The sequence below is a fragment of the Pseudomonas sp. SWRI99 genome, assembly GCF_014270125.1.
GTDB lineage: Bacteria > Pseudomonadota > Gammaproteobacteria > Pseudomonadales > Pseudomonadaceae > Aquipseudomonas > Aquipseudomonas hamedanensis.
The window spans coordinates 43,360-69,697 of record NZ_JABWQR010000032.1 but is presented as its reverse complement, the minus strand read 5'-3'; the positions used below and the strand labels follow the sequence as shown (position 1 = coordinate 69,697).

The 26,338-nt window shown below is 59.1% G+C and carries 23 protein-coding genes; 17 read left to right on the top strand and 6 right to left on the bottom strand.

Annotated elements, in window-relative coordinates:
• The first annotated feature begins 3 nt into the window (after window positions 1-3).
• The 10 genes from sdhA to HU743_RS22820 all read left to right on the top strand — a co-directional run bounded on the left by sdhA (window position 4) and on the right by HU743_RS22820 (window position 13,695).
• Window positions 4-1,776 (top strand): succinate dehydrogenase flavoprotein subunit, encoded by a 1,773-nt coding sequence (sdhA, locus tag HU743_RS22865; protein ID WP_186534249.1) that lies wholly within the window; start codon window positions 4-6, stop codon window positions 1,774-1,776.
• An 11-nt stretch (window positions 1,777-1,787) separates the two neighbouring features.
• Window positions 1,788-2,492: a succinate dehydrogenase iron-sulfur subunit gene (locus HU743_RS22860; RefSeq protein ID WP_016773675.1), complete on the top strand. Its 705-nt coding sequence runs from the start codon at window positions 1,788-1,790 to the stop codon at window positions 2,490-2,492.
• 251 nt (window positions 2,493-2,743) lie between these two features.
• A complete protein-coding gene (locus HU743_RS22855; protein ID WP_041479560.1) occupies window positions 2,744-5,575 on the top strand; it encodes a 2-oxoglutarate dehydrogenase E1 component in 2,832 nt (943 codons plus the stop codon).
• Window positions 5,576-5,619: 44 nt separating this feature from the next.
• Window positions 5,620-6,843 carry a 2-oxoglutarate dehydrogenase complex dihydrolipoyllysine-residue succinyltransferase gene (gene odhB, locus HU743_RS22850; RefSeq protein ID WP_186551048.1) on the top strand — a complete coding sequence of 408 codons (1,224 nt, stop codon included), beginning with the start codon at window positions 5,620-5,622 and terminating at the stop codon, window positions 6,841-6,843.
• Between the two features lie 108 nt (window positions 6,844-6,951).
• Window positions 6,952-8,388 (top strand): dihydrolipoyl dehydrogenase, encoded by a 1,437-nt coding sequence (gene lpdA, locus HU743_RS22845; protein WP_186551047.1) that lies wholly within the window; start codon window positions 6,952-6,954, stop codon window positions 8,386-8,388.
• A gap of 182 nt (window positions 8,389-8,570) precedes the next feature.
• On the top strand, window positions 8,571-9,737 hold the full coding sequence (gene sucC, locus HU743_RS22840; RefSeq protein WP_186551046.1) for an ADP-forming succinate--CoA ligase subunit beta: 1,167 nt from the start codon (window positions 8,571-8,573) through the stop codon (window positions 9,735-9,737).
• Window positions 9,737-10,621 carry a succinate--CoA ligase subunit alpha gene (gene sucD, locus HU743_RS22835; RefSeq protein WP_186551045.1) on the top strand — a complete coding sequence of 295 codons (885 nt, stop codon included), beginning with the start codon at window positions 9,737-9,739 and terminating at the stop codon, window positions 10,619-10,621. The genes sucC and sucD overlap by 1 nt, the downstream gene beginning before the upstream one ends.
• Window positions 10,622-10,983: 362 nt before the next feature.
• Window positions 10,984-12,297: a branched-chain amino acid transport system II carrier protein gene (gene brnQ, locus HU743_RS22830; RefSeq protein WP_186551044.1), complete on the top strand. Its 1,314-nt coding sequence runs from the start codon at window positions 10,984-10,986 to the stop codon at window positions 12,295-12,297.
• 259 nt (window positions 12,298-12,556) lie between these two features.
• Entirely contained in the window at window positions 12,557-13,294 is a 738-nt protein-coding gene (locus tag HU743_RS22825; protein ID WP_186551043.1) for a DUF599 family protein, read from the top strand.
• On the top strand, window positions 13,294-13,695 hold the full coding sequence (locus tag HU743_RS22820; RefSeq protein WP_186651373.1) for an MAPEG family protein: 402 nt from the start codon (window positions 13,294-13,296) through the stop codon (window positions 13,693-13,695). Before HU743_RS22825 ends, HU743_RS22820 begins: the two co-directional genes overlap by 1 nt.
• Window positions 13,696-13,759: 64 nt before the next feature.
• Here the strand turns inward: HU743_RS22820 and HU743_RS22815 are convergent, their stop codons facing one another.
• The gene (locus HU743_RS22815; protein ID WP_008082962.1) at window positions 13,760-13,996 is read right to left on the bottom strand and encodes a hypothetical protein; all 237 of its coding nucleotides are present in this window, start codon (window positions 13,994-13,996) and stop codon (window positions 13,760-13,762) included.
• A gap of 158 nt (window positions 13,997-14,154) precedes the next feature.
• Between HU743_RS22815 and HU743_RS22810 the strand changes: the two genes are divergently transcribed.
• From HU743_RS22810 to HU743_RS22795, 4 genes are all read left to right on the top strand, one after another.
• A complete protein-coding gene (locus tag HU743_RS22810; RefSeq protein WP_186651371.1) occupies window positions 14,155-14,631 on the top strand; it encodes a PaaI family thioesterase in 477 nt (158 codons plus the stop codon).
• On the top strand, window positions 14,628-15,080 hold the full coding sequence (locus tag HU743_RS22805) for a PaaI family thioesterase (RefSeq protein WP_186551040.1): 453 nt from the start codon (window positions 14,628-14,630) through the stop codon (window positions 15,078-15,080). The genes HU743_RS22810 and HU743_RS22805 overlap by 4 nt, the downstream gene beginning before the upstream one ends.
• An 81-nt stretch (window positions 15,081-15,161) precedes the next feature.
• Window positions 15,162-17,066, top strand: coding sequence for a molecular chaperone HtpG (htpG, locus tag HU743_RS22800; protein ID WP_186651369.1), 1,905 nt, complete (start codon window positions 15,162-15,164; stop codon window positions 17,064-17,066).
• Window positions 17,067-17,135: 69 nt separating this feature from the next.
• A complete protein-coding gene (locus HU743_RS22795; RefSeq protein ID WP_186651367.1) occupies window positions 17,136-17,864 on the top strand; it encodes a dienelactone hydrolase family protein in 729 nt (242 codons plus the stop codon).
• A 134-nt stretch (window positions 17,865-17,998) separates the two neighbouring features.
• Here the strand turns inward: HU743_RS22795 and HU743_RS22790 are convergent, their stop codons facing one another.
• Both HU743_RS22790 and HU743_RS22785 read right to left on the bottom strand, forming a co-directional pair.
• Entirely contained in the window at window positions 17,999-18,862 is an 864-nt protein-coding gene (locus HU743_RS22790; RefSeq protein ID WP_186651365.1) for a pirin family protein, read from the bottom strand.
• A gap of 61 nt (window positions 18,863-18,923) precedes the next feature.
• Complete coding sequence (locus HU743_RS22785) at window positions 18,924-19,340, bottom strand: OsmC family protein (protein ID WP_186551036.1); 417 nt, start codon at window positions 19,338-19,340, stop codon at window positions 18,924-18,926.
• Window positions 19,341-19,493: 153 nt separating this feature from the next.
• Between HU743_RS22785 and HU743_RS22780 the strand changes: the two genes are divergently transcribed.
• Together HU743_RS22780 and HU743_RS22775 are read left to right on the top strand one after the other, a co-directional pair.
• Window positions 19,494-20,516, top strand: coding sequence for an amidohydrolase family protein (locus HU743_RS22780; RefSeq protein WP_186620328.1), 1,023 nt, complete (start codon window positions 19,494-19,496; stop codon window positions 20,514-20,516).
• A 137-nt stretch (window positions 20,517-20,653) separates the two neighbouring features.
• Window positions 20,654-22,279, top strand: coding sequence for a methyl-accepting chemotaxis protein (locus HU743_RS22775; protein WP_186651363.1), 1,626 nt, complete (start codon window positions 20,654-20,656; stop codon window positions 22,277-22,279).
• A 181-nt stretch (window positions 22,280-22,460) separates the two neighbouring features.
• Here HU743_RS22775 and HU743_RS22770 read toward each other — a convergent pair whose 3' ends face one another.
• From HU743_RS22770 to purM, 3 genes are read right to left on the bottom strand one after another with little or no spacing between them, the layout of a single operon-like run.
• Entirely contained in the window at window positions 22,461-23,174 is a 714-nt protein-coding gene (locus HU743_RS22770; protein WP_186551033.1) for a DUF3108 domain-containing protein, read from the bottom strand.
• Between the two features lie 8 nt (window positions 23,175-23,182).
• Window positions 23,183-23,833, bottom strand: coding sequence for a phosphoribosylglycinamide formyltransferase (gene purN, locus HU743_RS22765; protein WP_186551032.1), 651 nt, complete (start codon window positions 23,831-23,833; stop codon window positions 23,183-23,185).
• Window positions 23,833-24,891: a phosphoribosylformylglycinamidine cyclo-ligase gene (purM, locus tag HU743_RS22760; protein ID WP_186651361.1), complete on the bottom strand. Its 1,059-nt coding sequence runs from the start codon at window positions 24,889-24,891 to the stop codon at window positions 23,833-23,835. Before purM ends, purN begins: the two co-directional genes overlap by 1 nt.
• Before the next feature lie 376 nt (window positions 24,892-25,267).
• Between purM and HU743_RS22755 the strand changes: the two genes are divergently transcribed.
• Entirely contained in the window at window positions 25,268-26,326 is a 1,059-nt protein-coding gene (locus tag HU743_RS22755) for a DUF2066 domain-containing protein (RefSeq protein ID WP_186651359.1), read from the top strand.
• The last annotated feature ends 12 nt before the right edge of the window (window positions 26,327-26,338 follow it).

Here is a 26,338-nt window from a genome sequence, read left to right as displayed (position 1 = left end):
GTCATGGCTAACATTCCAACGATTTCTTTCGACGCCATCATTATTGGTGGTGGCGGTGCCGGCATGCGCGCGGCGCTGCAGCTGGCACAGGGCGGCCACAAGACTGCGGTGATCACCAAGGTTTTCCCGACCCGTTCGCACACTGTGTCCGCACAGGGTGGCATCACTTGCGCAATCGCTTCCGCCGATCCGAACGATGACTGGCGCTGGCACATGTACGATACCGTCAAGGGTTCCGACTACATCGGTGACCAGGACGCTATCGAATACATGTGTCAGGAAGGCCCGGCCGCCGTGTTCGAGCTGGACCACATGGGTCTGCCGTTCTCGCGTACCGAGCAAGGCCGTATCTACCAGCGTCCGTTCGGTGGCCAGTCCAAGGACTACGGCAAGGGCGGTCAGGCAGCACGTACCTGCGCGGCGTCCGACCGTACCGGCCACGCGCTGCTGCACACCCTTTATCAGGGCAACCTGAAAGCCGGTACCACGTTCCTTAACGAGTACTACGCTGTCGATCTGGTGAAAAACCAGGAAGGCGAGTTTGTCGGTGTGATCGCGATCTGCATCGAAACCGGCGAAACCTCCTACATCCGCGCCAAGGCCACCGTATTGGCCACTGGCGGTGCAGGGCGTATCTACGCTTCCACCACCAACGCCCTGATCAACACCGGTGATGGCGTCGGCATGGCCCTGCGTGCTGGCGTACCGGTACAAGACATTGAAATGTGGCAGTTCCACCCGACCGGTATCGCCGGCGCCGGTGTACTGGTTACAGAAGGCTGCCGTGGTGAAGGTGGTTACCTGATCAACAAGCACGGCGAGCGTTTCATGGAGCGTTATGCTCCGAACGCGAAAGACCTGGCCGGTCGTGACGTGGTTGCTCGTTCGATGGTTAAAGAAATCATCGCCGGCAACGGTTGCGGTCCGAATGGCGACCACGTAATGCTCAAACTCGACCACCTGGGCGAGGAAGTGCTGCACAGCCGTCTGCCAGGCATCTGCGAATTGTCGAAGACTTTCGCTCACGTTGACCCGGTGGTTGCGCCGGTTCCGGTTGTTCCGACCTGCCACTATATGATGGGCGGCGTTGCCACCAACATTCATGGCCAGGCGATCACCCAGAACGCCGAAGGCGTGGATCAGATCATTCCTGGTCTGTTCGCCGTAGGTGAAGTGGCTTGCGTATCGGTGCACGGTGCCAACCGTCTGGGCGGCAACTCGCTGCTCGACCTGGTGGTCTTCGGTCGCGCTGCCGGCCTGCACCTGGAGAAGGCGCTGACCGACGGTATCGAATACGACGACGCCACCGAGTCCGACATCGAAGCTGCCCTGTCGCGTCTGAACGCGCTGAACAACCGTACCGACGGTGAAGACGTTGCCACCCTGCGTCGCGAGCTGCAAAGCTGCATGCAGAACTACTTCGGTGTATTCCGTACCGGCGAATACATGCAGAAGGGCATCGCTCAGCTGGCCGATCTGCGCAAGCGTATCGCCAACGTGAAGATCAACGACAAGTCGCAGGCGTTCAACACTGCACGTATCGAAGCGCTGGAACTGCAAAACCTGCTGGAAGTGGCTGAAGCTACCGCCATCGCGGCCGAAGTACGTAAAGAGTCCCGCGGCGCTCACGCCCGTGAAGACTTCGAAGACCGTGATGACGAAAACTGGCTGTGCCACACCCTGTACTTCCCGGGTGACAAGCGCGTCACCAAGCGTGCCGTGAACTTCTCGCCGAAGACTGTTCCGACTTTCGAACCTAAAGTCCGGACTTATTAAGGGTGACCGCCATGTTGCAAGTCAGTGTTTATCGCTACAACCCTGATCAGGACGCTGCGCCGTTCATGCAGGATTTCCAGGTCGATACCGGTGGTAAAGACCTGATGGTGCTGGACGTGCTGGCCCTGATCAAAGAGCAGGACGAGGGTTTCTCCTATCGTCGCTCCTGCCGTGAAGGCGTCTGCGGCTCCGACGGCATGAACATCAACGGCAAAAACGGTCTGGCATGCATCACGCCGCTGTCTGCCGTTGTAAAAGGTAACAAGCTGATCGTTCGTCCACTGCCAGGGTTGCCGGTTATCCGTGACCTGGTTGTCGATATGAGCATCTTCTACAAGCAATACGAGAAGGTGAAGCCTTACCTGCAGAACGACACGCCGGCTCCGGCCATCGAGCGTCTGCAATCGCCGGAAGAACGCGAAAAGCTCGACGGTCTGTACGAGTGCATCCTGTGCGCCTGCTGCTCGACTTCCTGCCCATCGTTCTGGTGGAACCCTGACAAGTTCCTCGGTCCTGCTGCACTGCTGCAAGCCTACCGTTTTCTGGCTGACAGCCGTGACACCAAGACCAGCGAGCGTCTGGCTTCACTCGATGACCCGTTCAGCGTTTTCCGCTGCCGGGGCATCATGAACTGCGTCAACGTATGTCCGAAAGGCCTGAACCCGACTAAGGCCATCGGTCACATCCGTAACATGCTGCTTTCAAGCGGCGTGTGATTCAGCTGCTGTAATCGTTGCACCGTAGAGGCTGTGGCGCGGGCTTCAACCCGCGTCATGGCTATAACCAGAGCCGTAGCCATAAGCTGCAGCTCTTATTTTGAAGAAATGAGACAAGCAGGGGCATCCGGGCTGGTACCCGGACTATCAGTGTGATCCTAAGTGGCTTGTTTTAGTCGCTGCATTCGGACTTCTGCAAGTTTGCTCGGTGTCGACGCCGATGGTGTTCCCCTAACCGAGGGTGACCAAGCATGCAAGAAAGCGTGATGCAGCGCATGTGGAACAGCGCCTACCTTTCAGGTGGAAACGCTGCCTATGTGGAAGAGCTTTATGAGCTCTACCTGCACGACCCTAACGCTGTGCCAGAAGAGTGGCGCACCTACTTTCAGAAGTTGCCCGCCGACGGCAACTCTGCCACTGATGTTTCGCACTCGACAATTCGCGATCATTTCGTGCTGCTGGCAAAGAACCAGCGCCGCGCCCAACCGGTTTCCGCCGGCAGCGTGAGCAGTGAGCACGAGAAGAAGCAAGTTGAAGTGCTGCGATTGATCCAGGCCTACCGTATGCGTGGCCACCAGGCAGCCCAGCTTGACCCGCTGGGGCTGTGGCAGCGTCCTGCACCTGCAGACCTGTCGATCAATCATTACGGCTTGACCAATGCCGATCTTGATACGACCTTCCGTGCCGGCGACCTGTTCATCGGCAAAGAGGAAGCGAGCCTACGCGAAATTCACGAAGCGTTGCAGCAGACATATTGCCGCACCATCGGCGCTGAATTTACGCACATCACCGATTCCGAGCAGCGCCAGTGGTTCCAGCAGCGTCTGGAAAGCGTGCGTGGTCGCCCGACGTACTCCGCCGACATCAAGAGCCACCTGCTTGAGCGTGTGACCGCCGGTGAAGGCCTGGAAAAATACCTGGGCACCAAATACCCGGGCACCAAGCGTTTCGGTCTGGAAGGCGGCGAAAGCCTGATTCCGATGCTCGACGAACTGATCCAGCGTTCCGGCTCGTACGGCACCAAGGAAGTCGTCATCGGCATGGCCCACCGTGGTCGTCTGAACGTACTGGTCAACACCTTCGGCAAGAACCCGCGCGAGCTGTTCGACGAGTTCGAAGGCAAGAAGAAGGTCGAGCTGGGCTCCGGCGACGTGAAATATCACCAGGGCTTCTCGTCCAACGTGATGACCACCGGCGGTGAAGTTCACCTGGCCATGGCGTTCAACCCGTCCCACCTGGAAATCGTTTCCCCGGTGGTCGAAGGTTCGGTGCGCGCCCGTCAGGACCGTCGCAACGACCTGACCGGTGAGAAGGTGCTGCCGATCTCCATCCACGGTGACGCGGCGTTCGCCGGTCAAGGCGTGGTCATGGAAACCTTCCAGATGTCGCAGACCCGCGGTTTCAAGACCGGCGGTACCGTGCACATCGTGATCAACAACCAGGTCGGTTTCACCATCAGCAACCCGCTGGACTCGCGTTCCACCGAGTACGCCACCGACGTTGCCAAGATGATCCAGGCGCCGATCCTCCATGTGAATGGCGATGATCCGGAAGCCGTGTTGTTCGTGACCCAGTTGGCCATCGACTACCGCATGCAGTTCAAGCGTGACGTGGTGATCGACCTGGTCTGCTACCGTCGTCGCGGCCACAACGAGGCCGACGAGCCAAGCGGCACCCAGCCTCTGATGTATCAGCAGATCACCAAACAGCGCACCACCCGTGAGCTGTACGCTGATCGCCTGACCCAGGCCGGTGTGCTCGACGCTGAGCGTGTTCAGGCCAAGGTCGACGAATACCGCAACGCGCTGGACAACGGTCTGCACGTCGTGAAATCGCTGGTCAAAGAGCCGAACAAAGAGCTGTTCGTGGACTGGCGTCCGTATCTGGGCCACGCCTGGACTGCGCGTCACGACACTCGCTTCGATCTCAAGACCCTGCAAGAGCTGTCCGCCAAGCTGCTGGAAATTCCGGAAGGCTTCGTGGTCCAGCGTCAGGTCGCGAAGATCTACGAAGACCGTCAGAAGATGCAAGCCGGCGGCCTGCCGATCAACTGGGGTTATGCCGAAACCATGGCGTACGCGACCCTGGCGTTCGAAGGTCACCCGATCCGCATGACCGGTCAGGACATCGGCCGCGGTACGTTCTCGCACCGTCACGCTGTGCTGCACAACCAGAAAGACGCGGGCACCTACATTCCGCTGCAGAACCTGTACGACGGTCAGCCTCGTTTCGACCTGTACGACTCGTTCCTCTCGGAAGAAGCAGTACTGGCGTTCGAATACGGTTACTCGACCACCACGCCAAACGCGCTGGTGATCTGGGAAGCCCAGTTCGGCGACTTCGCCAACGGTGCACAGGTCGTGATCGACCAGTTCATCACCAGCGGCGAGCACAAGTGGGGCCGTCTCTGCGGTCTGACCATGCTGCTGCCACACGGTTACGAAGGCCAGGGCCCTGAGCACAGCTCGGCACGTCTTGAGCGTTACCTGCAGCTGTGCGCCGAGCACAACATTCAGGTGTGCATGCCGACCACCCCGGCACAGATCTACCACTTGCTGCGTCGTCAGGTGATTCGTCCGCTGCGCAAGCCGCTGGTCGTGCTGACGCCGAAGTCGCTGCTGCGCCACAAACTGGCCATCTCGACCCTGGAAGATCTGGCCGAAGGTTCGTTCCAGACCGTGATCCCGGAAATCGACGCCCTGGACCCGAAAAAGGTCGAGCGTGTGGTTCTGTGCAGCGGCAAGGTCTACTACGACCTGCTGGAAAAACGCCGTGCCGAAGGCCGCGAAGATATCGCCATCGTGCGTATCGAGCAGCTGTATCCGTTCCCTGAGGACGACTTGAAAGAAGTCCTGGCTCCGTACACCAACGTCAAGCATGCCGTGTGGTGTCAGGAAGAGCCGATGAACCAGGGTGCCTGGTACTGCAGCCAGCATCACTTGCGTCGCAGCATCGCCAACCTCGACAAGACTCTCGTACTTGAGTACGCGGGCCGTGAGGCTTCGGCTGCGCCAGCTTGTGGTTACGCATCGATGCACGCCGAGCAGCAGGAAAAACTGCTGCAAGATGCTTTCACTGTTTAACGCCTTCGCGCTGACTGAAACCGAATTTTAAGGACCCACAGATAATGGCTATCGAAATCAAAGCCCCGTCATTCCCGGAATCGGTTGCCGATGGCACCGTTGCCACCTGGCACAAGAAACCAGGTGAGGCCGTCAAGCGTGACGACCTGATCGTCGACATCGAAACCGACAAAGTCGTGCTCGAAGTATTGGCCGAAGCGGACGGCGTGCTGGGCGCAATCGTTGCCGAAGAGGGCGCTACCGTTCTGTCGAACCAGGTCCTGGGCTCGATCGAAGAGGGCAGCGCCGCTGCCGCTCCAGCCGCCGCTGCTGCTCCGGCGGCTACTGCCGCTGCCGCACCGGCTGCTGCCGAAGGCGAAGATGACCCGATCGCAGCTCCGGCTGCGCGCAAGCTGGCTGAAGAAAACGGCATCAACATCGCCTCCGTTGCCGGCACCGGCAAAGGCGGTCGTGTGACCAAGGAAGACGTGGTTGCAGCGGTTGCTGCCAAGAAAGCCGCTCCGGCTGCCGCGCCTGCCAAGGCTGCTGCTCCTTCGGCTGCCGCTCCAGTGTTCGCTGCTGGTGACCGCATCGAGAAGCGCGTACCGATGACCCGCGTTCGTGCCACCGTGGCCAAGCGTCTGGTTGAAGCACAGTCGAACATGGCCATGCTGACCACGTTCAACGAAGTCGACATGACCGAAGTCATGGCCCTGCGTTCGAAGTACAAGGACCTGTTCGAGAAGTCCCACAACGGCGTACGCCTGGGCTTCATGTCGTTCTTCGTCAAGGCGGCCACCGAAGCGCTGAAACGCTTCCCGGCGGTCAACGCGTCGATCGACGGCGGCGACATCGTTTACCACGGCTACGCGGACATCGGCGTTGCCGTTTCCAGCGACCGCGGCCTGGTGGTACCGGTTCTGCGTAACGCGGAGCTGATGAGCCTGGCTGAAATCGAAGGCGGCATCGCAACATTTGGCAAGAAAGCCCGTGACGGCAAACTGTCGATGGACGAGATGACCGGTGGTACCTTCACCATCACCAACGGTGGTACCTTCGGTTCGATGATGTCTACCCCGATCGTCAACCCGCCGCAGGCAGCGATTCTGGGCATGCACAACATCATCCAGCGTCCTATGGCCATCAACGGTCAGGTCGTGATCCGTCCGATGATGTACCTGGCACTGTCCTACGATCACCGTCTGATCGATGGCAAAGAAGCTGTAACCTTCCTGGTGACCATCAAGAACCTGCTGGAAGATCCGGCTCGTCTGTTGCTGGATATCTAAGAAACAGCTGCAAGCTTTCAGCGACAAGCCTCAAGCTCAAGACGAGCCGGTGGGCTTGCAGCTTGAAGCTTGCGGCTTGTAGCTTTATTGCTAAAGAGGATTTTTTGAATGTCGCAGAAATTTGACGTAGTAGTGATCGGTGCTGGCCCTGGTGGCTATGTGGCTGCCATCAAGGCCGCACAGCTGGGTCTGAGCACTGCCTGCATCGAGAAGTACACCGATGCCGAAGGCAAGCAAGCCTTGGGCGGTACCTGCCTGAACGTCGGCTGCATTCCTTCCAAGGCGCTGCTGGACAGCTCCTGGAAATACAAGGAAGCCAAAGAAAGCTTCAACGTTCACGGTATCTCGACCGGCGAAGTCAAAATGGACGTCGCTGCGATGGTTGGCCGCAAGGCCGGTATCGTCAAGAACCTGACCGGCGGTGTTGCCACCCTGTTCAAGGCCAACGGCGTGACTTCGATCCAGGGCCACGGCAAGCTGCTGGCCGGCAAGAAAGTCGAAGTCACCAAGCCGGACGGCTCGGTTGAAGTCATCGAAGCTGAAAACGTCATCCTGGCTCCAGGTTCGCGTCCGATCGACATTCCACCGGCTCCGGTCGATCAGAACGTCATCGTTGATTCGACCGGCGCGCTGGAATTCCAGTCCGTACCGAAGCGTCTGGGCGTGATCGGCGCTGGCGTGATCGGTCTGGAACTGGGTTCGGTATGGTCGCGTCTGGGTGCGGAAGTGACCGTTCTCGAAGCGCTGGATACCTTCCTGATGGCGGCGGACACCGCTGTTTCCAAGGAAGCATTCAAAACCCTGACCAAGCAGGGCCTGGACATCAAACTGGGCGCCCGCGTTACCGGTTCGAAAGTCAACGGCGACGAAGTCGTGGTGAACTACACCGATGCCAACGGCGAACAGACCATCACGTTCGACAAGCTGATCGTAGCCGTTGGTCGCCGTCCGGTGACCACTGATCTGCTGGCTGCCGACAGCGGCGTGACCCTCGACGAGCGCGGTTTCGTGCACGTTGACGATCACTGCGCCACCACCGTACCGGGCGTTTTCGCCATCGGTGACGTGGTTCGCGGCATGATGCTGGCGCACAAGGCTTCGGAAGAAGGCATCATGGTGGTCGAGCGCATCAAGGGCCACAAGGCTCAGATGAACTATGATTTGATCCCTTCGGTTATTTATACTCACCCGGAAATCGCGTGGGTAGGTAAAACCGAGCAGGCGCTGAAGGCCGAAGGCGTTGAAGTCAACGTCGGCACCTTCCCGTTCGCCGCTTCCGGCCGTGCCATGGCCGCCAACGATACCGGTGGTTTCGTCAAGGTCATCGCTGATGCCAAGACTGACCGCGTATTGGGCGTGCACGTGATTGGCCCGAGCGCTGCAGAACTGGTTCAGCAGGGCGCGATCGGTATGGAATTCGGCACCAGCGCTGAAGACCTGGGCATGATGGTTTTCTCCCATCCGACCCTGTCTGAAGCCTTGCACGAAGCTGCTCTGGCAGTGAATGGCGGCGCCATCCACATTGCCAACCGCAAGAAGCGTTAAGACATAATAAGAAACCACGGCGGTAGCGGCCCGTCGTGAGCCTTGCGAGCAAGACTCACCGCGGAATGTCCGCCGGACGCAGTCTTGCGTAGCTCAGCTACGCAAGCAGCAGTCACAGGTGGCGCGGCACTCAATCGAGCGCAGCGCCGAATGCGCAGTACCTAACGAAGACGGTAAAAAGCATGAATCTTCACGAGTATCAGGGTAAGCAGCTGTTCGCTGAATACGGCCTGCCAGTTTCCACTGGTTACGCAGTAGACACCCCGGAAGCAGCAGCAGAAGCTTGCGACAAGATCGGCGGCAACGAGTGGGTCGTCAAAGCCCAGGTTCACGCCGGTGGTCGCGGTAAAGCGGGCGGCGTCAAGCTGGTTCGCAGCAAAGAAGACGCCAAGGCCTTCGCACAGCAGTGGCTGGGCAAGCGTCTGGTGACTTACCAGACTGACGCCAATGGCCAGCCAGTCACCAAGATCCTGGTTGAATCGTGCACTGATATCGCTAAAGAGCTGTACCTGGGCGCTGTCGTTGACCGTTCGAGCCGTCGCATCGTGTTCATGGCTTCCACCGAAGGTGGCGTGGACATCGAAAAAATCGCTCACGACACGCCAGAAAAAATTCTCAAGGCCACTATCGATCCACTGGTTGGCGCTCAGCCATCCCAGGGTCGCGAGCTGGCATTCCAGCTGGGTCTGGAAGGCAAGCAGGTCACTCAGTTCGCCAAGATCTTCGTTGGTCTGGCCAAGCTGTTCAAAGACCACGATCTGGCTCTGCTGGAAGTGAACCCGCTGGTGATCAAGGCTGACGGCGATCTGCACTGCCTCGACGCCAAGATCAACATCGACGCCAACGCCATGTACCGTCAGCCTAAGCTGAAGGCTTTCCACGATCCGTCGCAGGACGATCCGCGCGAAGCGCACGCTGCCAAGTTCGAACTGAACTATGTAGCGCTGGAAGGCAACATCGGCTGCATGGTCAACGGTGCCGGTCTGGCCATGGGTACCATGGACATCGTCAACCTGCATGGCGGCAAGCCAGCCAACTTCCTCGACGTGGGCGGCGGTGCTACCAAGGAACGCGTTACCGAAGCGTTCAAGATCATTCTGTCCGACACCAATGTCGCTGCAGTACTGGTCAACATCTTCGGCGGCATCGTTCGCTGCGACATGATTGCCGAAGGCATCATCGGCGCTGTGAAAGAAGTCGGCGTGAAAATCCCGGTTGTTGTTCGCCTTGAAGGCAACAACGCTGAGCTGGGCGCTAAAGTACTGGCAGAAAGCGGTTTGAACATCATCGCTGCTACCAGCCTGACCGACGCTGCTCAACAAGTTGTCAAAGCTGCGGAGGGCAAATAATGAGCGTCCTGATCAATAAAGACACCAAAGTTATCTGCCAGGGTATTACCGGTTCGCAAGGTAGTTTCCACACCCAGCAAGCCATCGAATACGGCACCAAGATGGTCGGTGGCGTAACTCCGGGCAAGGGCGGCACCGAGCACCTGGGCCTGCCAGTGTTCAACACCGTCAAAGACGCAGTAGCGGCCACTGGCGCTACCGCCAGCGTGATCTACGTTCCGGCTCCGTTCTGCAAGGACTCGATCCTGGAAGCGGCATTCGGCGGTATCAAGCTGATCGTCTGCATCACCGAAGGCATTCCTACCCTGGACATGCTGGACGCCAAAGTTAAGTGCGACGAGCTGGGCGTAGTCCTGATCGGCCCTAACTGCCCAGGCGTGATCACCCCAGGCGAATGCAAGATCGGCATCATGCCAGGTCACATTCACTTGCCAGGCAAGGTCGGTATCGTTTCGCGTTCCGGCACCCTGACCTACGAAGCTGTGAAGCAGACCACTGACGCCGGTTTCGGTCAGTCGACTTGCGTCGGCATCGGCGGTGACCCGATCCCGGGCTCGAACTTCATCGACATCCTGAAGCTGTTCCAGGAAGACCCGAAGACCGAAGCGATCGTCATGATCGGCGAGATCGGCGGTTCGGCTGAAGAAGAAGCGGCTGCCTACATCAAGGCACACGTGACCAAGCCGGTTGTTTCCTACATTGCTGGTGTGACTGCTCCTCCGGGCAAGCGCATGGGCCATGCTGGCGCAATCATCTCTGGCGGCAAAGGCACTGCAGACGAGAAATTCGCTGCGCTGCAAGACGCAGGCGTGAAAACCGTGCGTTCGCTGGCAGACATCGGCAAGGCCCTGGCCGAGCTGACTGGCTGGGAAGTGAAGAAGTAAGCTTCGGCTGACTTTTTAGCTCCAGCAACAAAGGCCACCTTCGGGTGGCCTTTGTCGTTTCAGGGCAGCTTCAAGCTGCAAGTTTCAAGCGACAAGCTTTTTGTCTTGCAGCTCAAAACTTGTAGCTTGCAGCTGCTTTTCTTATGTAAACGCGACACGGAAACGTCGCGTATCGGATAGTTCGCCCTCTAACAGTGCGTTTGTCAGCCAAATTCGTTAGGCTGGCAGCCATTTTTGCGTCCGCCGCCCACAAGGCAGCCACGCGCTTTAAGGGTCAGTCCCATACGGATCGACAGCATTTCCCTAATCCCACAGGGCAATCCCCCTCTAAATTCCGATTTCAGTAGTGTGGTATTACCTTAATGAAAGTTTTGAAAGGTCAGGACATCCTGGCACTTGGTTTTATGACGTTTGCCCTGTTCGTTGGGGCCGGTAACATCATTTTTCCGCCGATCGTTGGCTTGCAGGCCGGCCCGCACGTCTGGATGGCCGCGCTGGGCTTTCTGATCACTGCCGTAGGTTTGCCAGTGGTCACGGTGGTGGCGCTGGCCAAGGTCGGCGGAGCAATGGACGCGCTAAGCAGCCCGATCGGCAAGATTGCCGGCGGCATCTTGGCCGCTGCGTGCTACCTGGCCGTCGGTCCACTGTTCGCCACGCCGCGGACGGCAACCGTATCGTTCGAAGTGGGTCTGGCGCCGTTGACCGGCGAGAGCCCGTTGGCACTGTTTCTCTACAGCTCGGTGTACTTCCTGCTGGTGTTCTTCATCTCGCTCTACCCTGGGCGTTTGCTGGACACAGTCGGTCGTTTTCTCGCGCCGCTGAAGATCATCGCCCTGGCTGTGCTGGGCATCGCCGCGTTCGCTTTGCCGGCCGGCGATATCGGTCACGGCACCCCGGAATACGTCGCAGCACCGTTCTCCCAAGGTTTCATCAATGGTTATCTGACCATGGATACCCTCGGCGCGCTGGTGTTCGGTATCGTTATCGTCAATGCGATCCGCTCCCGTGGCGTCGAATCGCCTGCACTGATCACTCGTTACGCAATCATCGCCGGGCTGATTGCCGGCGTCGGGCTGGCGCTGGTGTATGTCAGCCTGTTCCGCCTCGGTTCCGGCAGCCATGAAGTGGCGGTCGGTGCGACCAACGGCGCGGCGGTCTTGCATGCCTACGTGCAGCACACCTTCGGTTCGCTGGGCAGCGGTTTCCTCGCGGTGCTGATCTCGCTGGCGTGTCTGGTCACGGCGGTTGGCCTGACCTGCGCCTGCGCCGAATACTTCAGCCGCGTGTTGCCACTGTCCTACAAGACCCTGGTGATCATTCTGGCGGCGTTCTCGCTGCTGGTGTCCAACCTGGGCCTGACCAAGCTGATTGCCTTCTCCATTCCGGTGCTGACGGCGATCTACCCGCCGTGCATCGTTCTGGTGGCGTTGAGCTTCTGCAAGGACTTCTGGCATGAGCACGGGCGCATTCTTGGTCCGGTGATGCTGGTGTCGTTCCTGTTCGGCAGCATCGATGCGCTCAAAGGAGCGGGTCTGGCTGACTGGATGCCGTCGCAGCTGACCCATTTGCCACTGAGTGAGCAGGGTCTGGCGTGGCTGGTGCCTTGCGTGATGACACTGGTGGTCGCAGTGGTGTGTGATCGCCTGCTGGGCAAGCGCAGCGAAGTCACTGCCTGACGTGGTTTGATCCGCCACAAGCGGGTCGGGCACGGTTAAACAGAAATGCCCCGTATCAATCGATACGGGGCATTTTTTATGCGCGTGAGGCAGTGTCTTTTTTGCTGAGCTAACGTCGAAGGGTTGCTTAGCTTTTATGTAGGAGTGAGCCTGCTCGCGATAGCGGTTTCTCAGTCACTTCAGTATTGAATGACAAACCGCTATCGCGAGCAGGCTCACTCCTACAGGTGTATAGCGTTTACATCTCACAAGGAATTGCATGTCGTTCATCCAAGCCAACCTGATCCACTTGCTCGCCGCCGTCTGGTTTGTCATCTGCTGGGGCGGTTACACCCGTTATGCCACCTGGAAGGCCCGCGACACGGCGTGTCTGGCCAGCGTTCTGCACCTGTATCGCGAAGACTGGATGCGCCGCATGTTGTTGCGTGACAACCGCATCGCCGATGCCAGCGTGATTGGCAATCTGGAGCGCAACGCCTCGTTCTTCGCCTCAAGTACCTTGATTATTCTTGCCGGTATTCTCACCGTGCTTGGCGCGTCGGAGCGGGCGGTGTCGCTGCTGGCGGATATTCCGATGATTCAGCAGGCGTCCCAGGGCATGTCGGAGATCAAGCTGCTGTGTCTGGCACTGGTGTTCGTCTATGCCTTCTTCACCTTCAGTTGGTGCATGCGCCAGTACAACTTCGCGGCGATTCTGGTGGGTTCGGCGCCGATGATCGGCGAGCGCCAAGTGACCGAGCAAGAACGCAAGGCCTTCGCTTCGCGGGCGGCGCGGGTAATCTCGATGGCCGCCAACCAGTTCAACTTCGGCTTGCGCTCTTACTACTTCGGCATGAGCATGCTGGCGTGGTTCGTCAGCCCGTGGCTGTTCATGATCATGAGTGCAGGGGTCGTGGTGGTGTTGTATCGCCGCGAGTTTCATTCCGACGTGCTTGACGTGATGGTCTATACCCCTACAGAGGCGCCATTGCCCGAAGCGAATAAGGAAATTGTTTGATGAGTATTCCGTTCTGGTGCGTGTTGATCAGCGCCCTTTTGATTTACATCGCGCGCATGCCGGTGGGCAAAGCGATGAAAGAGCAGGGCGGTTACAACAACCACCTGCCGCGTCAGCAACAGGCGCAACTCACCGGTTATGGCGCACGGGCGCTGGCGGCCCATCAAAACAGCATCGAAGCGTTCGTGTTGTTCGCGGTCGGTGTACTGATGGCGCACACCACCCAAACGGCGGGCTGGTTGATCGATGCGTTGGCGATCATCTTTGTACTCGCGCGGATTCTCTACGTTTGGTTCTACCTGGCCGACCTGCCGAAGTTGCGCAGCCTGATGTGGCTAGTCGGCTTCGTCTGTTCGTTGTTGCTGATGATTAGTCCGACTTTTAAAACCGTCTTGCTCTAAGGCTGCTGAATCGCAGGCAAAAGAAAACCCGCACTTGGCGGGTTTTCTTTTCACACCAGAAAGCTTATTGCTTTTTGGCGGCTTCATCTTGAGCTGCGGCGTTCGATTCAGCCTGAGCTTTGGCAGCTTCGGCGTTTTCTTTTGCTGCGTCGTTCACTTTATCCTGAGCTTTGTTCATGTCTTGCTGAGCCTGCTCAGCATGTTGGTTGGCATCTTGAGCTTTGTCCTCGGATTTTTTATCGCAGGCAGCGAGACCGAGGGAAGCGGTCAACATCAAGGCAATAGCTAAAGTCTTACGCATGGGGTGTTTCTCCTTATGGAAAATAACTACTGGCCTTAAGAACTCGGCGCTACAGGTTAAGTTCCTCATTTGTTTCAGATATATAAGTTTGTTTTATCACGGAACTTTTGCCGCTTTTCTCAATACTGGCACAAGGCCCAAACGCGAGTAATTATCAGATGGCCGAAAACCCCGTTTTTGAGCGTGCGACGCGCTTTTTATCGGCATTGCGTCACTGTCACGTACTGGGCCTGCGAGTGCACAGTGCTTCCAGCGAAGGGCTGACAGTCATGTTGCCTTACAGCCATAAAATCGTCGGGAATCCCGACACGGGGGTTATCCATGGCGGCGCCATCACTTCATTGATGGACACCGCCTGCGGTATGTCGACTTTATGCGTACTGCCGGAGTTTGAAGTCTGCCCGACCCTCGACCTGCGCATCGACTACATGCACGCCGCCGAACCGAACAAAGCCGTGTATGGCTTTGCGCAGTGCTACCGCGTCACCACCGATGTGATCTTTGCCCGAGGTTTCGCCTACCAGGACGATCCCGAACAGCCGATCGCCCATGTCGTCGGCACGTTTATGCGCATGGGGATTGGTCTGAAGGGCAGCAAAGGCTTCGCTGGCACGATCAAGGGTGCCAACCAATGAGCCATGACCTCAAGGCGCAGCTGCAGCAGGCCCACGCGCAGGGCGATTACGCACCGCTGCTGGCATTGATTCCTTACGCCGGACTGATCGGCATCGAATGCTCGCGAGTAGGCGATGAGCTGCTGTTCAAGTTGCCGGCGAACAAAGACAACATTGGTAACCCTTTATTGCCGGCGATCCACGGCGGGGTGATTGCCGGGTTCATGGAGCTGGCCGCGGCCCTGCATCTGCTGATTTTTACCGGCACGCCAGGGGTGCCGAAGATCATCGACTTTTCCCTCGATTACCTGCGCGCCGGGCAGTTTCGCGACACTTGGGCCAGGTGTCAGGTGTGCAGGCAAGGGCGGCGCGTGGCCAACGTCGCGATCACTGCTTGGCAAAGCACTGAGGGCGAACCGATCGCCACCGCGCGCGCACACTTCAAAATCGATGAGCCCTTGAAATCCTGAACAGCGCCCCCAACTCTGATGACAACCCGCCGCCGACCATTCGGGTCGCGGCCAATGCCATCTGATTGGAGTTTGATGACCATGAGTGTGGAAACTCAAAAGGAAACCCTGGGCTTCCAGACCGAGGTAAAGCAACTGCTGCACCTCATGATCCATTCGCTGTATTCGAATAAGGAAATTTTCCTTCGCGAATTGATCTCGAACGCCTCTGACGCTGTCGATAAGCTGCGCTTCGAAGCCCTGGCCAAGCCTGAGTTGCTCGAAGGTGGCGCTGACCTGAAAATCCGTGTGAGCTTCGACAAGGACGCCAAGACCGTCACCCTCGAAGACAACGGTATCGGCATGAACCGTGACGATGTGATCACCCACCTGGGGACCATCGCCAAATCCGGCACCGCCGATTTCATGAAAAATCTTTCCGGCGATCAGAAGAAAGATTCGCACCTGATCGGCCAGTTCGGCGTTGGCTTCTACTCGGCCTTCATCGTCGCCGACAAGGTTGATGTCTACAGCCGTCGTGCCGGCACTGCCGCCAGCGAAGGCGTGCACTGGTCGTCGAAAGGCGAGGGCGAGTTCGAAGTTGCCAACATCGACAAGCCAGAGCGCGGCACCCGCATCGTTCTGCACCTGAAATCCGGTGAAGACGAATTCGCCGATGGCTGGCGTCTGCGCAACATCATCAAGAAATACTCCGACCACATCGCTTTGCCGATCGAACTGCCGAAGGAAGTCACTCCGGCCGAAGGCGAAGAGGCTCCAGCCGTTGAATGGGAAACCGTCAACCGCGCCAGTGCCCTGTGGACCCGTCCGCGCACCGAAGTGAAGGACGAGGAATACCAGGAGTTCTACAAGCACATCGCTCACGACTTCGAAAATCCGTTGTCCTGGAGCCATAACAAGGTCGAAGGCAAGCTTGAGTACAGCTCGCTGCTGTACGTACCGGCCCGTGCACCGTTCGACCTGTACCAGCGTGAAGCGCCGAAAGGCCTGAAGCTGTATGTGCAGCGTGTGTTTGTAATGGATCAGGCTGAGTCGTTCCTGCCGTTGTACCTGCGCTTCATTAAAGGTGTGGTTGATTCCAACGACCTGTCGCTGAACGTGTCGCGGGAAATCCTGCAAAAAGACCCGATCATCGACTCGATGAAAACAGCGCTGACCAAGCGTGTGTTGGACATGCTGGAAAAACTGGCGAAGAACGAGCCTGAGCAATACAAGGGCTTCTGGAAGAATTTCGGTCAGGTCATGAAAGAAGGCCCGGCAGAAGACTTCGCCAACAAAGAGAAAATTGCCGGTCTGCTGCGTTTCGCATCGACCAACGGTGACGACGGCGAACAGGTTGTCGGTCTGGCTGATTACCTGGCCCGCGCCAAGGAAGGCCAGGACAAGATCTACTACCTCACCGGCGAAACCTACGCGCAGGTCAAGAACAGCCCGCACCTGGAAGTCTTCCGCAAGAAAGGCATCGAAGTGCTGCTGCTGACCGATCGCATCGACGAGTGGCTGATGAGCTACCTCAGCGAGTTCGACGGCAAGACGTTTGTCGATGTGGCGCGCGGTGATCTTGATCTGGGCAACCTGGACTCGGAAGAGGACAAGAAAGCCGCAGAAGAAGTCGCCAAGTCCAAAGAAGGTCTGGTCGAGCGTCTGAAAACCGCGCTGGGCGATTCCGTGGCTGAAGTCCGCGTATCCCATCGTCTGACCGATTCGCCGGCCATTCTGGCCATCGGTGAACAGGACCTGGGCCTGCAAATGCGCCAGATCCTCGAAGCCAGCGGGCAGAAAGTGCCGGATTCGAAGCCGATCTTCGAATTCAACCCGAACCACCCGCTGATCGAGAAACTCGATGGCGAGCAGAACGAAGAGCGTTTTGGCGATTTGTCGCACATCCTCTTCGATCAGGCCGCCCTCGCGGCGGGCGACAGCCTGAAAGACCCGGCGGCGTATGTACGTCGTCTGAACAAGCTGCTGGTTGAACTGTCGGTTTGATCACGTTGTAGGAAAAACCCGCTTCGGCGGGTTTTTTCATTCTGGTGTTTAAGCAATCAGGAGTCAGAAATGAGCCAAGTCACTGTACGTTCCGTGGTCTATCAGATTGATGGTCAACCTTATGAAGGTCGGCTGGCGTTCGACACCGGGCACGCAGGCGCGCGCCCGGGTTTGTTGATGGCGCCGAACTGGATGGGCGTCAGCGCCGGTGCCGAAGAAATCGCCAAAGCGGTGGCGGCCAAGGGCTACGTGGTATTGATCGCTGATGTCTATGGTCAGGCTGTGCGTCCGCAAAACGCCGATCAGGCGCTTGCCGCGATGATGCCGCTCAAGGACGACCGTGCGCTGCTGCGCAAACGTCTGCAAGTGGCCTTCGAGCAGTTGCAAGCGCAGGGCGAGGCGGCGGTGGATACCTCGAAACTGGCGGTGTTCGGTTTCTGCTTTGGCGGCTGCTGCGCGCTGGATCTTGCGCGTACCGGCGCGCCGGTCAAAGCGGCGGTGTCGTTCCACGGTACGCTGGATTCACCGAATCCTGCGGATGCGCAGAACATCAAGGGCTCGGTGCTGGTGCTGCATGGCGCGTCCGATCCGTTGGTGCCGAAAGAGCAACTGCCAGCGTTCGAAGATGAAATGAATGCGGCGGGCGTGGACTGGCAACTGCTGAGCTACGGCGGTGCGGTGCACTCGTTTACCGATCCGCACGCCAATGTGCCGGGCAAGATGATGTACGACGAGAAGACCGCCAAGCGGGCGTTCAAGTCGATGCATGATTTGCTGGACGAGGTGTTCAAGGGCTGATTTTGCTTCCAGACGCTGGCTTGTGCAGTGTCTGTAAGGGCCTCTCCGCGAGCAGGCTCACTCCTACAAGTGGAATGCGCTCCCCTGTAGGAGTGAGCCTGCTCGCGATAACAATTTTCCAGACGATGGAGATCTCAGGGCAGTTCAATCCGCTCAACTTCCCCCGGCACCGTCGGCCAATCCCTGGCTGCCCACTTGCGCCGTGCCTCATCAATCGCCGCCGGATCACTGGCAACGAAATTCCAGTTGATCCGCCTCGGCCCGTCCAGCGGCGCGCCGCCGAATACCACGGCGTGCACATCGCTTTCGGCAAACAGACTCATTTCTTCGCCAGCGGGCAGCACCACCAGTGTATGTGGTTCGATCGTTTCGCCATTCAACTGCGCATCACCACTCAACACATACACCGCCCGCTCCGCATGCTCGGTCGGAATCAGCAGTGTGGTAGCGGTTTGCATCTTCACTTCGGCGTACAGCGTAGGAGAAAGCACCGGTACCGGCGATTCCAGGCAAAAGCCTGATCCGGCGATCATCCGAATCTGCACGCCGAGGTTATCGCTGACCGGCAATGTTGTCGCCGGGTGATGGCTGTAATGCCCCGGGCCCTGTTCGTGCGCCTTGGGCGAGGCCAGCCAGACTTGCAAGCCGTGCAGAGTGAAGGTCTCGGCGAGCAGTGGTGCAGGCGTGCGCTCGACATGGGCAATGGCGCTGCCGGCAGTCATCCAGCTGACATCGCCAGCGCTGACCACCTGATCGGAGCCAAGACTGTCCTTGTGCTGCAATTGCCCCTGAAACAAATAAGTGAGGGTCGACAGGCCGATGTGCGGGTGCTGTCGGATGTCCATGCCTTTGCCCGTCGGATAAACCGTTTCGAGCATGTAGTCGAAAAACACGAATGGGCCAACGCTGCGGCATTTGGCTGACGGCAGCGGGCGCAGAATCGGCTGGCCTTCGACGTCTTCGGCGCGCGGGCGGATGATCAGGGGTTGCGTGTCCATGGGGTATTCCAGGCTGAGCGGGTAATGCCAGAAGCATAACCCGCCGCTGGCAACAGGAGGATTACTGGCTGTCAAAGCCTTGAGGCGCATGGGTTTCGATGGTCACTTCGCTGGTGGTCATCAGCTTGTGAATCGGGCAGCGATCGGCGACGCGCAGCAGCTCTTCGCGCTGGGCGTCGGTCAGAACGCCTTTGAGGGTAAGGGTGACGTGCAGCGCGTATTTGCCTTTCTGTTCTTCGCTGTTGTCACGTTTTACTTCGACACCGACGCCGGTCAGCGGAATGTCTTTCTTCTTCGCATACATCTTCAGGGTCAGGGCTTTGCAGGCGCCCAATGCAGCGTCGAAGTAATCGTGCGGCTCGGGCGCGGTACCTTCGCCGCCGGCCGTCTTCGGCACGTCGGCAAATAATTCGTGGTCATCGATCTGCACGGTGTGACGAAAACCTTCGGCAGAGACGGTATTGACGGTAACAGTCATGGGAACCTCACAGGCAGTAGGAAGAGTCGTTCGAGGGAACAGGGTCTTGCAGTTATAGAACATTCCCACCGGTACGCGTTCCGCTTTCCCTGCGGGATGAACCCTTGTCGTCCGGGCACGGTCTAGGCTATGCCCATCTGCCGGAGATTACTTGTGTCCTTGTCTCGTTTGAGTCTCGCCTGCCTGCTGGTATTTGCCGCCAGTGCCAGCGCCCGTGAATACACCTACAGCGATGCGCATCTGCATTACGTGGATTTTTTCCAGGAAACCGCTGGCATGCAGAAATTGCTGACGGCCATGCAAGAAAACTCCATCGAGCACGTGATGATTTCCGGCATCCCCGTGGCGAAGAAATGGCACGAAGACGAGCCCAAGCGCCCTCGCTACTACGCGGGTGATGACGCCGATGCCTATTGGTACAGCGCCACTGATGTCATCGTGGCCGATGCGGTGCAAAAACTCCCGCCTGAGCAGCGCCAGTACTTTCATCCGTTTCTTTCCGGTTTCAATCCCAACGACAAGAATTCCGCCGCGCACATTCAGCGCATGCTCGACCTCTACCCGGGGCTGTGGCAGGGCATTGGCGAAGTGTTCACCCGGCATGACGACCTGACGGCGCTGACCTCAGGTGACACACCGCGGGCCAACAATGAAGCGATGACCAGGATTTATCACCTGGCCGCCGAGAACGATCTGCCGGTCATGCTGCATTCCAACATCACTTCCAAGCGTGAGAAAAATCCGCTGTACCTGAAAGAAGTAGAGGAACCGCTGCGCAACCACCCGCACACCCGGTTCATTTGGGCGCACGCGGGCACGAGCGCCGAAATCCATCGGCACCAGACACAGTTGCCGTTTCTGCTGCCGACCCTGACACGCTTGCTGGAAGCCTATCCGAATCTGTTTATCGACCTGTCGTGGAGCATGCTCACGCCGTATCTGCTGGACGAGCAGGGCAAGCCTCGCGCGGAATGGCTGGCGCTGGTGGAAAAGTATCCGGATCGCTTTATGCTCGGCTCTGACGTGGTGGGACGGTTCAACAAGCTCGGTCAGGAAATGCACAGCTACCGACCGTTTCTCGATGCGCTGCCGGAAGCGGTGGCGCGGAAAGTTGCAAGGGACAACTTCCTGGCGATATTGCCTCGCAATACAGGCAAAACCGCTGATCAGCGCTGAACGTCGAGTTCTCCGGTTCGAACTAGCCGTTCGTCTCCCTATCGCCTTTTCGTCTTACGCAATTTCAGGGCAGTGCCGATACCTTCTAAAGCAACCCGCTGCAGGCTGATGCAGCGTCTTTGGAAGGAGCCACAACGATGAATATCCGTAGTCTCAATATCGCCCCGCGCGCCGGCCTGGGTTTTGGCCTGTTGGCATTGATGGTGTTTGCCCTCGGGGCATTTGCGCTGCTGCAAATGTCGAACATGCGTGCGCAGTCCGACGAGGTCGACAATAACTGGCTGCCCAGCGTAATGGCGGTCGGAGAGATGAGTCAGGACATGTTGCGTCTGCGCGCCTTGACCATGCGCCTGCTGCTCAACCGTGATCCCAAGGCATTGGAGCAAAACGTCGCCAAGCTCAATGAGCTGCGCAATGGCTTGAGTGAGGCGCAGCAGCATTATGACGGGCTGATCGCACTGCCTGAGGAGCGCGTGCTGTTTGACCGCTTCAAGGTCGCCGAGCACAAATACCTTGAGCTTCAGGCCCAGGTAGTGCAGCTCTCGGCGCAGAATCGGGTCGCCGAAGCGTCAGCGATTCTCAATGATCAGATGAGCCCGCTGGCCGACGAAATCGCCGTCACCCTGCGCGAGCTGGTTGACCTGAATAAACACAATGCCAACCTTGCCACCGAGGCGGCACGCTTGGTGTTCAGTCATTCAAGGGTCTGGGTCGGGGTGATGATCGCGATGACTGCGTTAGTCACCATCGGCCTGGCATTGTTGCTGACGCGCAGCATCGTCGTGCCCTTGACCCAGTCACTCAACGTGGCTGAGGTCGTCGCGGGCGGTGATTTGACCGGCGATATCCACATCGCCGGCAAAGACGAGCCAGCGCGCTTGCTGCAAGCACTGAAAAGCATGCAGCACAATCTGCGCGACACCATCCGCCGCATCTCCGAGTCGTCCAGCCAATTGGCCTCGGCCTCTGAAGAGCTGAGCTGCGTCACCGAAGACGCCACGCGCGGTCTGCACCAGCAGAGTCAGGAAATCGAACAGGCGGCTACTGCGGTCAACCAGATGACGGCGGCGGTCGAGGAGGTGGCAAACAACGCTGTGGCCACCTCCGAAGCCTCCCGCGAGTCTGATCGCATCGCCCAGCATGGCCGCGAGCAAGTGCAGCAGACCGTGTCGTCGATCGAATACCTTGCCGAGGACGTGACCCATAACGCGGCCCGGGTGGAGGATCTGGCGCAAAAGGTTCATGGCATCAGCAAGGTGCTGGATGTCATCCGCTCGATTGCCGAGCAGACCAACCTGTTGGCCCTGAACGCGGCGATCGAGGCGGCGCGGGCCGGTGATGCCGGGCGCGGGTTTGCGGTGGTGGCCGATGAGGTGCGCGCGCTGGCCCATCGTACCCAACAGTCCACGCAGGAAATCGAGCAGATGATTGGCGGCATTCAACAGGGCACCGATTCGGCGGTCAGCTCGATGCAGCAGAGCAATGCCCGGGCCCGTTCGACACTGGCCCTGGCCCAGGAGGCCGGAGCTGCGCTGGAGGAAATTGCCTCGGCGTTTACGCTGATCAACGAGCGCAACCTGGTGATTGCCAGCGCCTCGGAAGAACAGGCAGCGGTGGCGCGGGAAGTGGATCGCAACCTGATGAATATTCGTGATCTGGCGACGCAGACGTCGGCGGGGGCCAATCAGACCAGTGCAGCGAGTCAGGAGTTGTCGCGGCTGGCGGTGGATTTGAATGCGCTGGTGGCGAGGTTTTCGGTCTAAGCAGCGCTGCCCTTTGTAGGAGTGAGCCTGCTCGCGATTGCTTTCTGACATTCGATGGTGTGCTGTCTGACGGTCCGCTATCGCGAGCAGGCTCACTCCTACAAGGTTGCGTCCGGCCCCAGTTGGATTTCCAGGCGAAAAAAAGCCCCGCATTCGCGGGGCTCTTTGTTCTTGCTTCGGATCAGCTGCCTTTGACAGCCTTGCCGTTGACCGTACCGTCGAGGAGCATGATGTTGTACTCCTTGCCGTCGGTTTCAACCTGTTGCAGGCGTACCAGCAGGTAATCCCAGTCCTTGGCGAACCACAGGACGGTGATGCGCTTGCTTTGCGTCGGGTCGCGCACGCGCTCGACCTTGATCGCTTCGATCTGACCGGCCTTGGTTTCGACTTTTTCCGAACCCAGCACGCGGAAGTCATACGTATCGACTTCGCCGTCGTCGACCACCTGATAACTCATGGTCTTCTTGCCGGCCGCCACGTCATGTTGCAGCGCCAGTTGATAGGTGGACTTGTCGACCATGCCACGGTTCAGCGGGATCTTCACCGGGTCGCCACGGTCGGTGCCGGTGACCAGTTTGTTGGCCCAGTCGAAATCCAGGTCGGCCTTTTTCGCTTTGCCCAGACCACCGCGTTCGAAGTGGTAGGACTGTGGCAGCAAGGTGTCCTTGTCCAGAGTCAGGGTGCTTTCTTCGGTCAGGCTGGCGATCATCATCGACGCCTTGAAGCTGAGTTTCCAGACGCCGTTGGCTTCCTTGGTCAGGCTGCGTTCGGCAGTGCCGCTCATGGGCAGCTGTTTCCAGTCGGCGGTGTAGCTGGCGGAGAACGGTTGAAGGTCCGCTGCCTGCGCAAAGGGCAGGGCGAGCAGAGCGCAAGCGAAGAGCAGGGCGCGACGCATAATATCTCCTAGTGTCGAATCAAGTGGCCGCTGGCCGCGAGTAACTGACCGTCGAGTAAAGCACCGTGCTCCCCGAGTGCCAGCCTGCCTTCGGCAAACCAGCGTACGGCCATCGGGTAGATCAGGTGTTCCTGAACATGCACTCGCTGCGCCAGACTCTGCGGCGTGTCGTGCAACTCTACCGGTAATACTGCCTGTACGACCAGTGGTCCGCCGTCGAGTTCCTCGGTAACGAAGTGCACGGAGCAGCCGTGTTCCGTGTCGCCGGCCTCCAGCGCCCGTTGGTGAGTGTGTAACCCTTTGTATTTGGGCAGCAGCGACGGGTGAATGTTGAGCAGGCGACCCTGATAGTGGCGGACGAAATCTGCGCTGAGAATGCGCATGAAGCCGGCCAGCACCACCAGTTTCGGCTGGAATTCGTCGATCAGTTCGATCAGCGCGGCATCGAAGGCCTCGCGACCTTCGAACGTCTTGTGATCCAGCGAGCGGGTGGCGATGCCCGCATCGCGGGCGCGTTGCAGGCCGTAGGCGTCGGCGCGGTTGGAAATCACCGCAGCGATGCGAACCGGGCTGTCGCCGGTCCGCGTGCTGTCGATCAGAGCCTGCAAGTTACTGCCGGTGCCGGACAACAGCACCACGACATCACAGGTTGCGGACATTAATGAGCCTTAAGGTTCTTCAGATCGACCTGGGCAGCGCCTTCGGCCGCTGCAGCGATCTGCCCGATGACCCATGGCTGTTCGCCGGCGTCACGCAGGGTGCTCAGCGCCACTTCAACGTGTTCCTGCGCCACGCAGATGACCATGCCGACGCCGCAGTTCAGCACGCGGTGCATCTCGGTTTCGTCAACGTTGCCTTTCTCTTGCAGCCAGTCGAAGACCGCCGGGCGAGCCCAGCTGGCGACGTCGACAACCGCCTGGGCGCCTTTTGGCAGAACGCGCGGAATGTTGTCGAGCAGGCCGCCGCCAGTGATGTGGGCCATGGCCTTGACTGCGCCGGTGTCTTTGATCAGTTTGAGCAGCGGCTTGACGTAGATGCGGGTCGGGGCCATCAGCAGATCGGTCAGCGGCTTGCCGTCGAGCTGGATGTTTTCGATGTCGGCGCCGGACACTTCGATGATCTTGCGGATCAGCGAGTAGCCGTTGGAGTGCGGCCCGGACGATGGCAGGGCGATCAGCGCGTCACCGGTGGCGACTTTCGAGCCGTCGATGATTTCCGATTTTTCCACCACGCCGACGCAGAAACCGGCCAGGTCGTAGTCTTCGCCTTCGTACATGCCTGGCATTTCAGCGGTTTCACCGCCAACCAGCGAGCAACCCGACAGTTCGCAGCCAGCGCCGATGCCGGTGACCACCTGAGCGGCGGTGTCGACGTTCAGCTTGCCGGTAGCGTAGTAATCAAGGAAGAACAGCGGCTCGGCACCGCAGACCACCAGGTCGTTGACGCACATGGCGACCAGGTCGATGCCGATGCTGTCGTGCTTGTTCAGGTTCAGCGCCAGGCGCAGCTTGGTGCCGACGCCGTCGGTGCCGGACACCAGCACAGGCTGCTTGTAGCCGGCCGGGATCTCGCAGAGGGCGCCGAAACCGCCCAGGCCGCCCATGACTTCCGGGCGCGCAGTGCGCTTGGCGACGCTCTTGATGCGTTCGACCAATGCTTCACCGGCGTCGATGTCTACACCGGCGTCCTTGTAGCTCAGGGAGGGTTGCTTGCTCATGATCCAGGCCTTTAGGGGAGGGGATTCAGGGGGTAACGACCGAGTTCAGCGCGAACGTCGAAACCGATGGGGCGATGGCCTCACGCGAGTTTCGAGGTGCACGGCTGTTGCCGGTCTGCGAAGGCGCGCGATTTTATCAGGCTTGAGGGGCAGCGGCCATCCTCGCACCGACGGGCAGGGCCATAATCCACGGAAATTTTTTGCAATTGAGCCCTGTGACTGCCTGTATAAGGTGTGGCAATTAACCGTCTATCGTTATCACTGTGCAAAAACTTACCGCCGCCGTGTGAATGTTTTGCAACGGCTGAAGGTCACAAGCCTTGCTCAATCGGTTCACGCGGCCTGTTCCAGCCGCTCCTGTCGACGGGAATACTCCATGCGTTTGCGTAAATTGTTGCTTGTAGGTTGCTTGTCTCTGGTCAGCCTGGCGGGTCACGCCGAAAACCTCAAAGGCCTTTATCAAGTGCGTCAGCCGGTCAGCGGCCAGGCGCCGCAAGAGCGCGACCGCGCCACGCAGGCGGCGCTCGATACGCTGGTGTTGCGTCTGACCGGCGATCCGAAGGCTGCGCAGAACCCGGGTCTGGCGGCGATTCGCAAGGATCCGCAGCAGATCATCAGTCAATACGGTTTTGACGCCGGACCGCCGGAGGTGCTGAAGGTCGATTTCGATCCGGCGAGCACCGAACAGGCACTGCGCCGGGCGGGGCTGTCGTTGTGGGGCGCCAGTCGCCCGTCGATTCTGAGCTGGTGGCTGAATGACTCGGCAGACAGTTCGAGCCTGGTCGGTGACGGTCAGGCAGCCGCCGCGCCGTTGCGCACGGCGGCTCAACATCGCGGTTTGCCGTTGCGGTTGCCGCTGGCGGATCTGAGCGAACAACTGGTGGCGACGGCGCCTGTGTTGGACGGCGCGGATCCGGCGCCTTTGCGCAGCGCATCGGAGCGCTATAACGCCGACGCTTTGCTTGCGGTGCATGCACGTGAGGACGGCGGCCAGTGGCAAGCCAAATGGCAATTGTGGCTGGGCGAGCAGAAAGAGGCGGGCAGCGTGCAGGGCGCCGATCAGGCCGCCGTTGCCGATGCGGTGATGCTGGCGGTCGCCGAACGGCTGGCGCCGCGCTTCGCTGCCAGACCCGGCGCATCGGGCCAGCAGACGCTGGAGGTGCAAGGGATGAATCTTGAACGCTACGCGGCGCTGTTGCGGTTACTCGAACCGTTTGGCGTGCGTCTGCAAAGTGTCGATGGCGATCGTATCGTGTATCGGGTCAATGGCAGTGCCGAGCAGATGCGTGCGCAGCTGTCGCTGGCGAAGTTGCAGGAGCTGCCTGCCGAAGCGCCGGCTCCGGTGGCACCTGCGCAGCCTGCGGTTGAGGGTGCGCCCGCGGTGACGCCACCAACCCCGACAGCGGCGGCGCCGTCCTTGCGGTTTCGCTGGTAAGTCTTTCCTTAT

Coding starts and splice junctions, on each gene's coding strand:
- sdhA (WP_186534249.1), top strand. CDS start 4: ATGGCTAACATTCCAACGATTTCTTTCGACGCCATCATTATTGGTGGT.
- HU743_RS22860 (WP_016773675.1), top strand. CDS start 1,788: ATGTTGCAAGTCAGTGTTTATCGCTACAACCCTGATCAGGACGCTGCG.
- HU743_RS22855 (WP_041479560.1), top strand. CDS start 2,744: ATGCAAGAAAGCGTGATGCAGCGCATGTGGAACAGCGCCTACCTTTCA.
- odhB (WP_186551048.1), top strand. CDS start 5,620: ATGGCTATCGAAATCAAAGCCCCGTCATTCCCGGAATCGGTTGCCGAT.
- lpdA (WP_186551047.1), top strand. CDS start 6,952: ATGTCGCAGAAATTTGACGTAGTAGTGATCGGTGCTGGCCCTGGTGGC.
- sucC (WP_186551046.1), top strand. CDS start 8,571: ATGAATCTTCACGAGTATCAGGGTAAGCAGCTGTTCGCTGAATACGGC.
- sucD (WP_186551045.1), top strand. CDS start 9,737: ATGAGCGTCCTGATCAATAAAGACACCAAAGTTATCTGCCAGGGTATT.
- brnQ (WP_186551044.1), top strand. CDS start 10,984: ATGAAAGTTTTGAAAGGTCAGGACATCCTGGCACTTGGTTTTATGACG.
- HU743_RS22825 (WP_186551043.1), top strand. CDS start 12,557: ATGTCGTTCATCCAAGCCAACCTGATCCACTTGCTCGCCGCCGTCTGG.
- HU743_RS22820 (WP_186651373.1), top strand. CDS start 13,294: ATGAGTATTCCGTTCTGGTGCGTGTTGATCAGCGCCCTTTTGATTTAC.
- HU743_RS22815 (WP_008082962.1), bottom strand. CDS start 13,996: ATGCGTAAGACTTTAGCTATTGCCTTGATGTTGACCGCTTCCCTCGGT.
- HU743_RS22810 (WP_186651371.1), top strand. CDS start 14,155: ATGGCCGAAAACCCCGTTTTTGAGCGTGCGACGCGCTTTTTATCGGCA.
- HU743_RS22805 (WP_186551040.1), top strand. CDS start 14,628: ATGAGCCATGACCTCAAGGCGCAGCTGCAGCAGGCCCACGCGCAGGGC.
- htpG (WP_186651369.1), top strand. CDS start 15,162: ATGAGTGTGGAAACTCAAAAGGAAACCCTGGGCTTCCAGACCGAGGTA.
- HU743_RS22795 (WP_186651367.1), top strand. CDS start 17,136: ATGAGCCAAGTCACTGTACGTTCCGTGGTCTATCAGATTGATGGTCAA.
- HU743_RS22790 (WP_186651365.1), bottom strand. CDS start 18,862: ATGGACACGCAACCCCTGATCATCCGCCCGCGCGCCGAAGACGTCGAA.
- HU743_RS22785 (WP_186551036.1), bottom strand. CDS start 19,340: ATGACTGTTACCGTCAATACCGTCTCTGCCGAAGGTTTTCGTCACACC.
- HU743_RS22775 (WP_186651363.1), top strand. CDS start 20,654: ATGAATATCCGTAGTCTCAATATCGCCCCGCGCGCCGGCCTGGGTTTT.
- HU743_RS22770 (WP_186551033.1), bottom strand. CDS start 23,174: ATGCGTCGCGCCCTGCTCTTCGCTTGCGCTCTGCTCGCCCTGCCCTTT.
- purN (WP_186551032.1), bottom strand. CDS start 23,833: ATGTCCGCAACCTGTGATGTCGTGGTGCTGTTGTCCGGCACCGGCAGT.
- purM (WP_186651361.1), bottom strand. CDS start 24,891: ATGAGCAAGCAACCCTCCCTGAGCTACAAGGACGCCGGTGTAGACATC.
- HU743_RS22755 (WP_186651359.1), top strand. CDS start 25,268: ATGCGTTTGCGTAAATTGTTGCTTGTAGGTTGCTTGTCTCTGGTCAGC.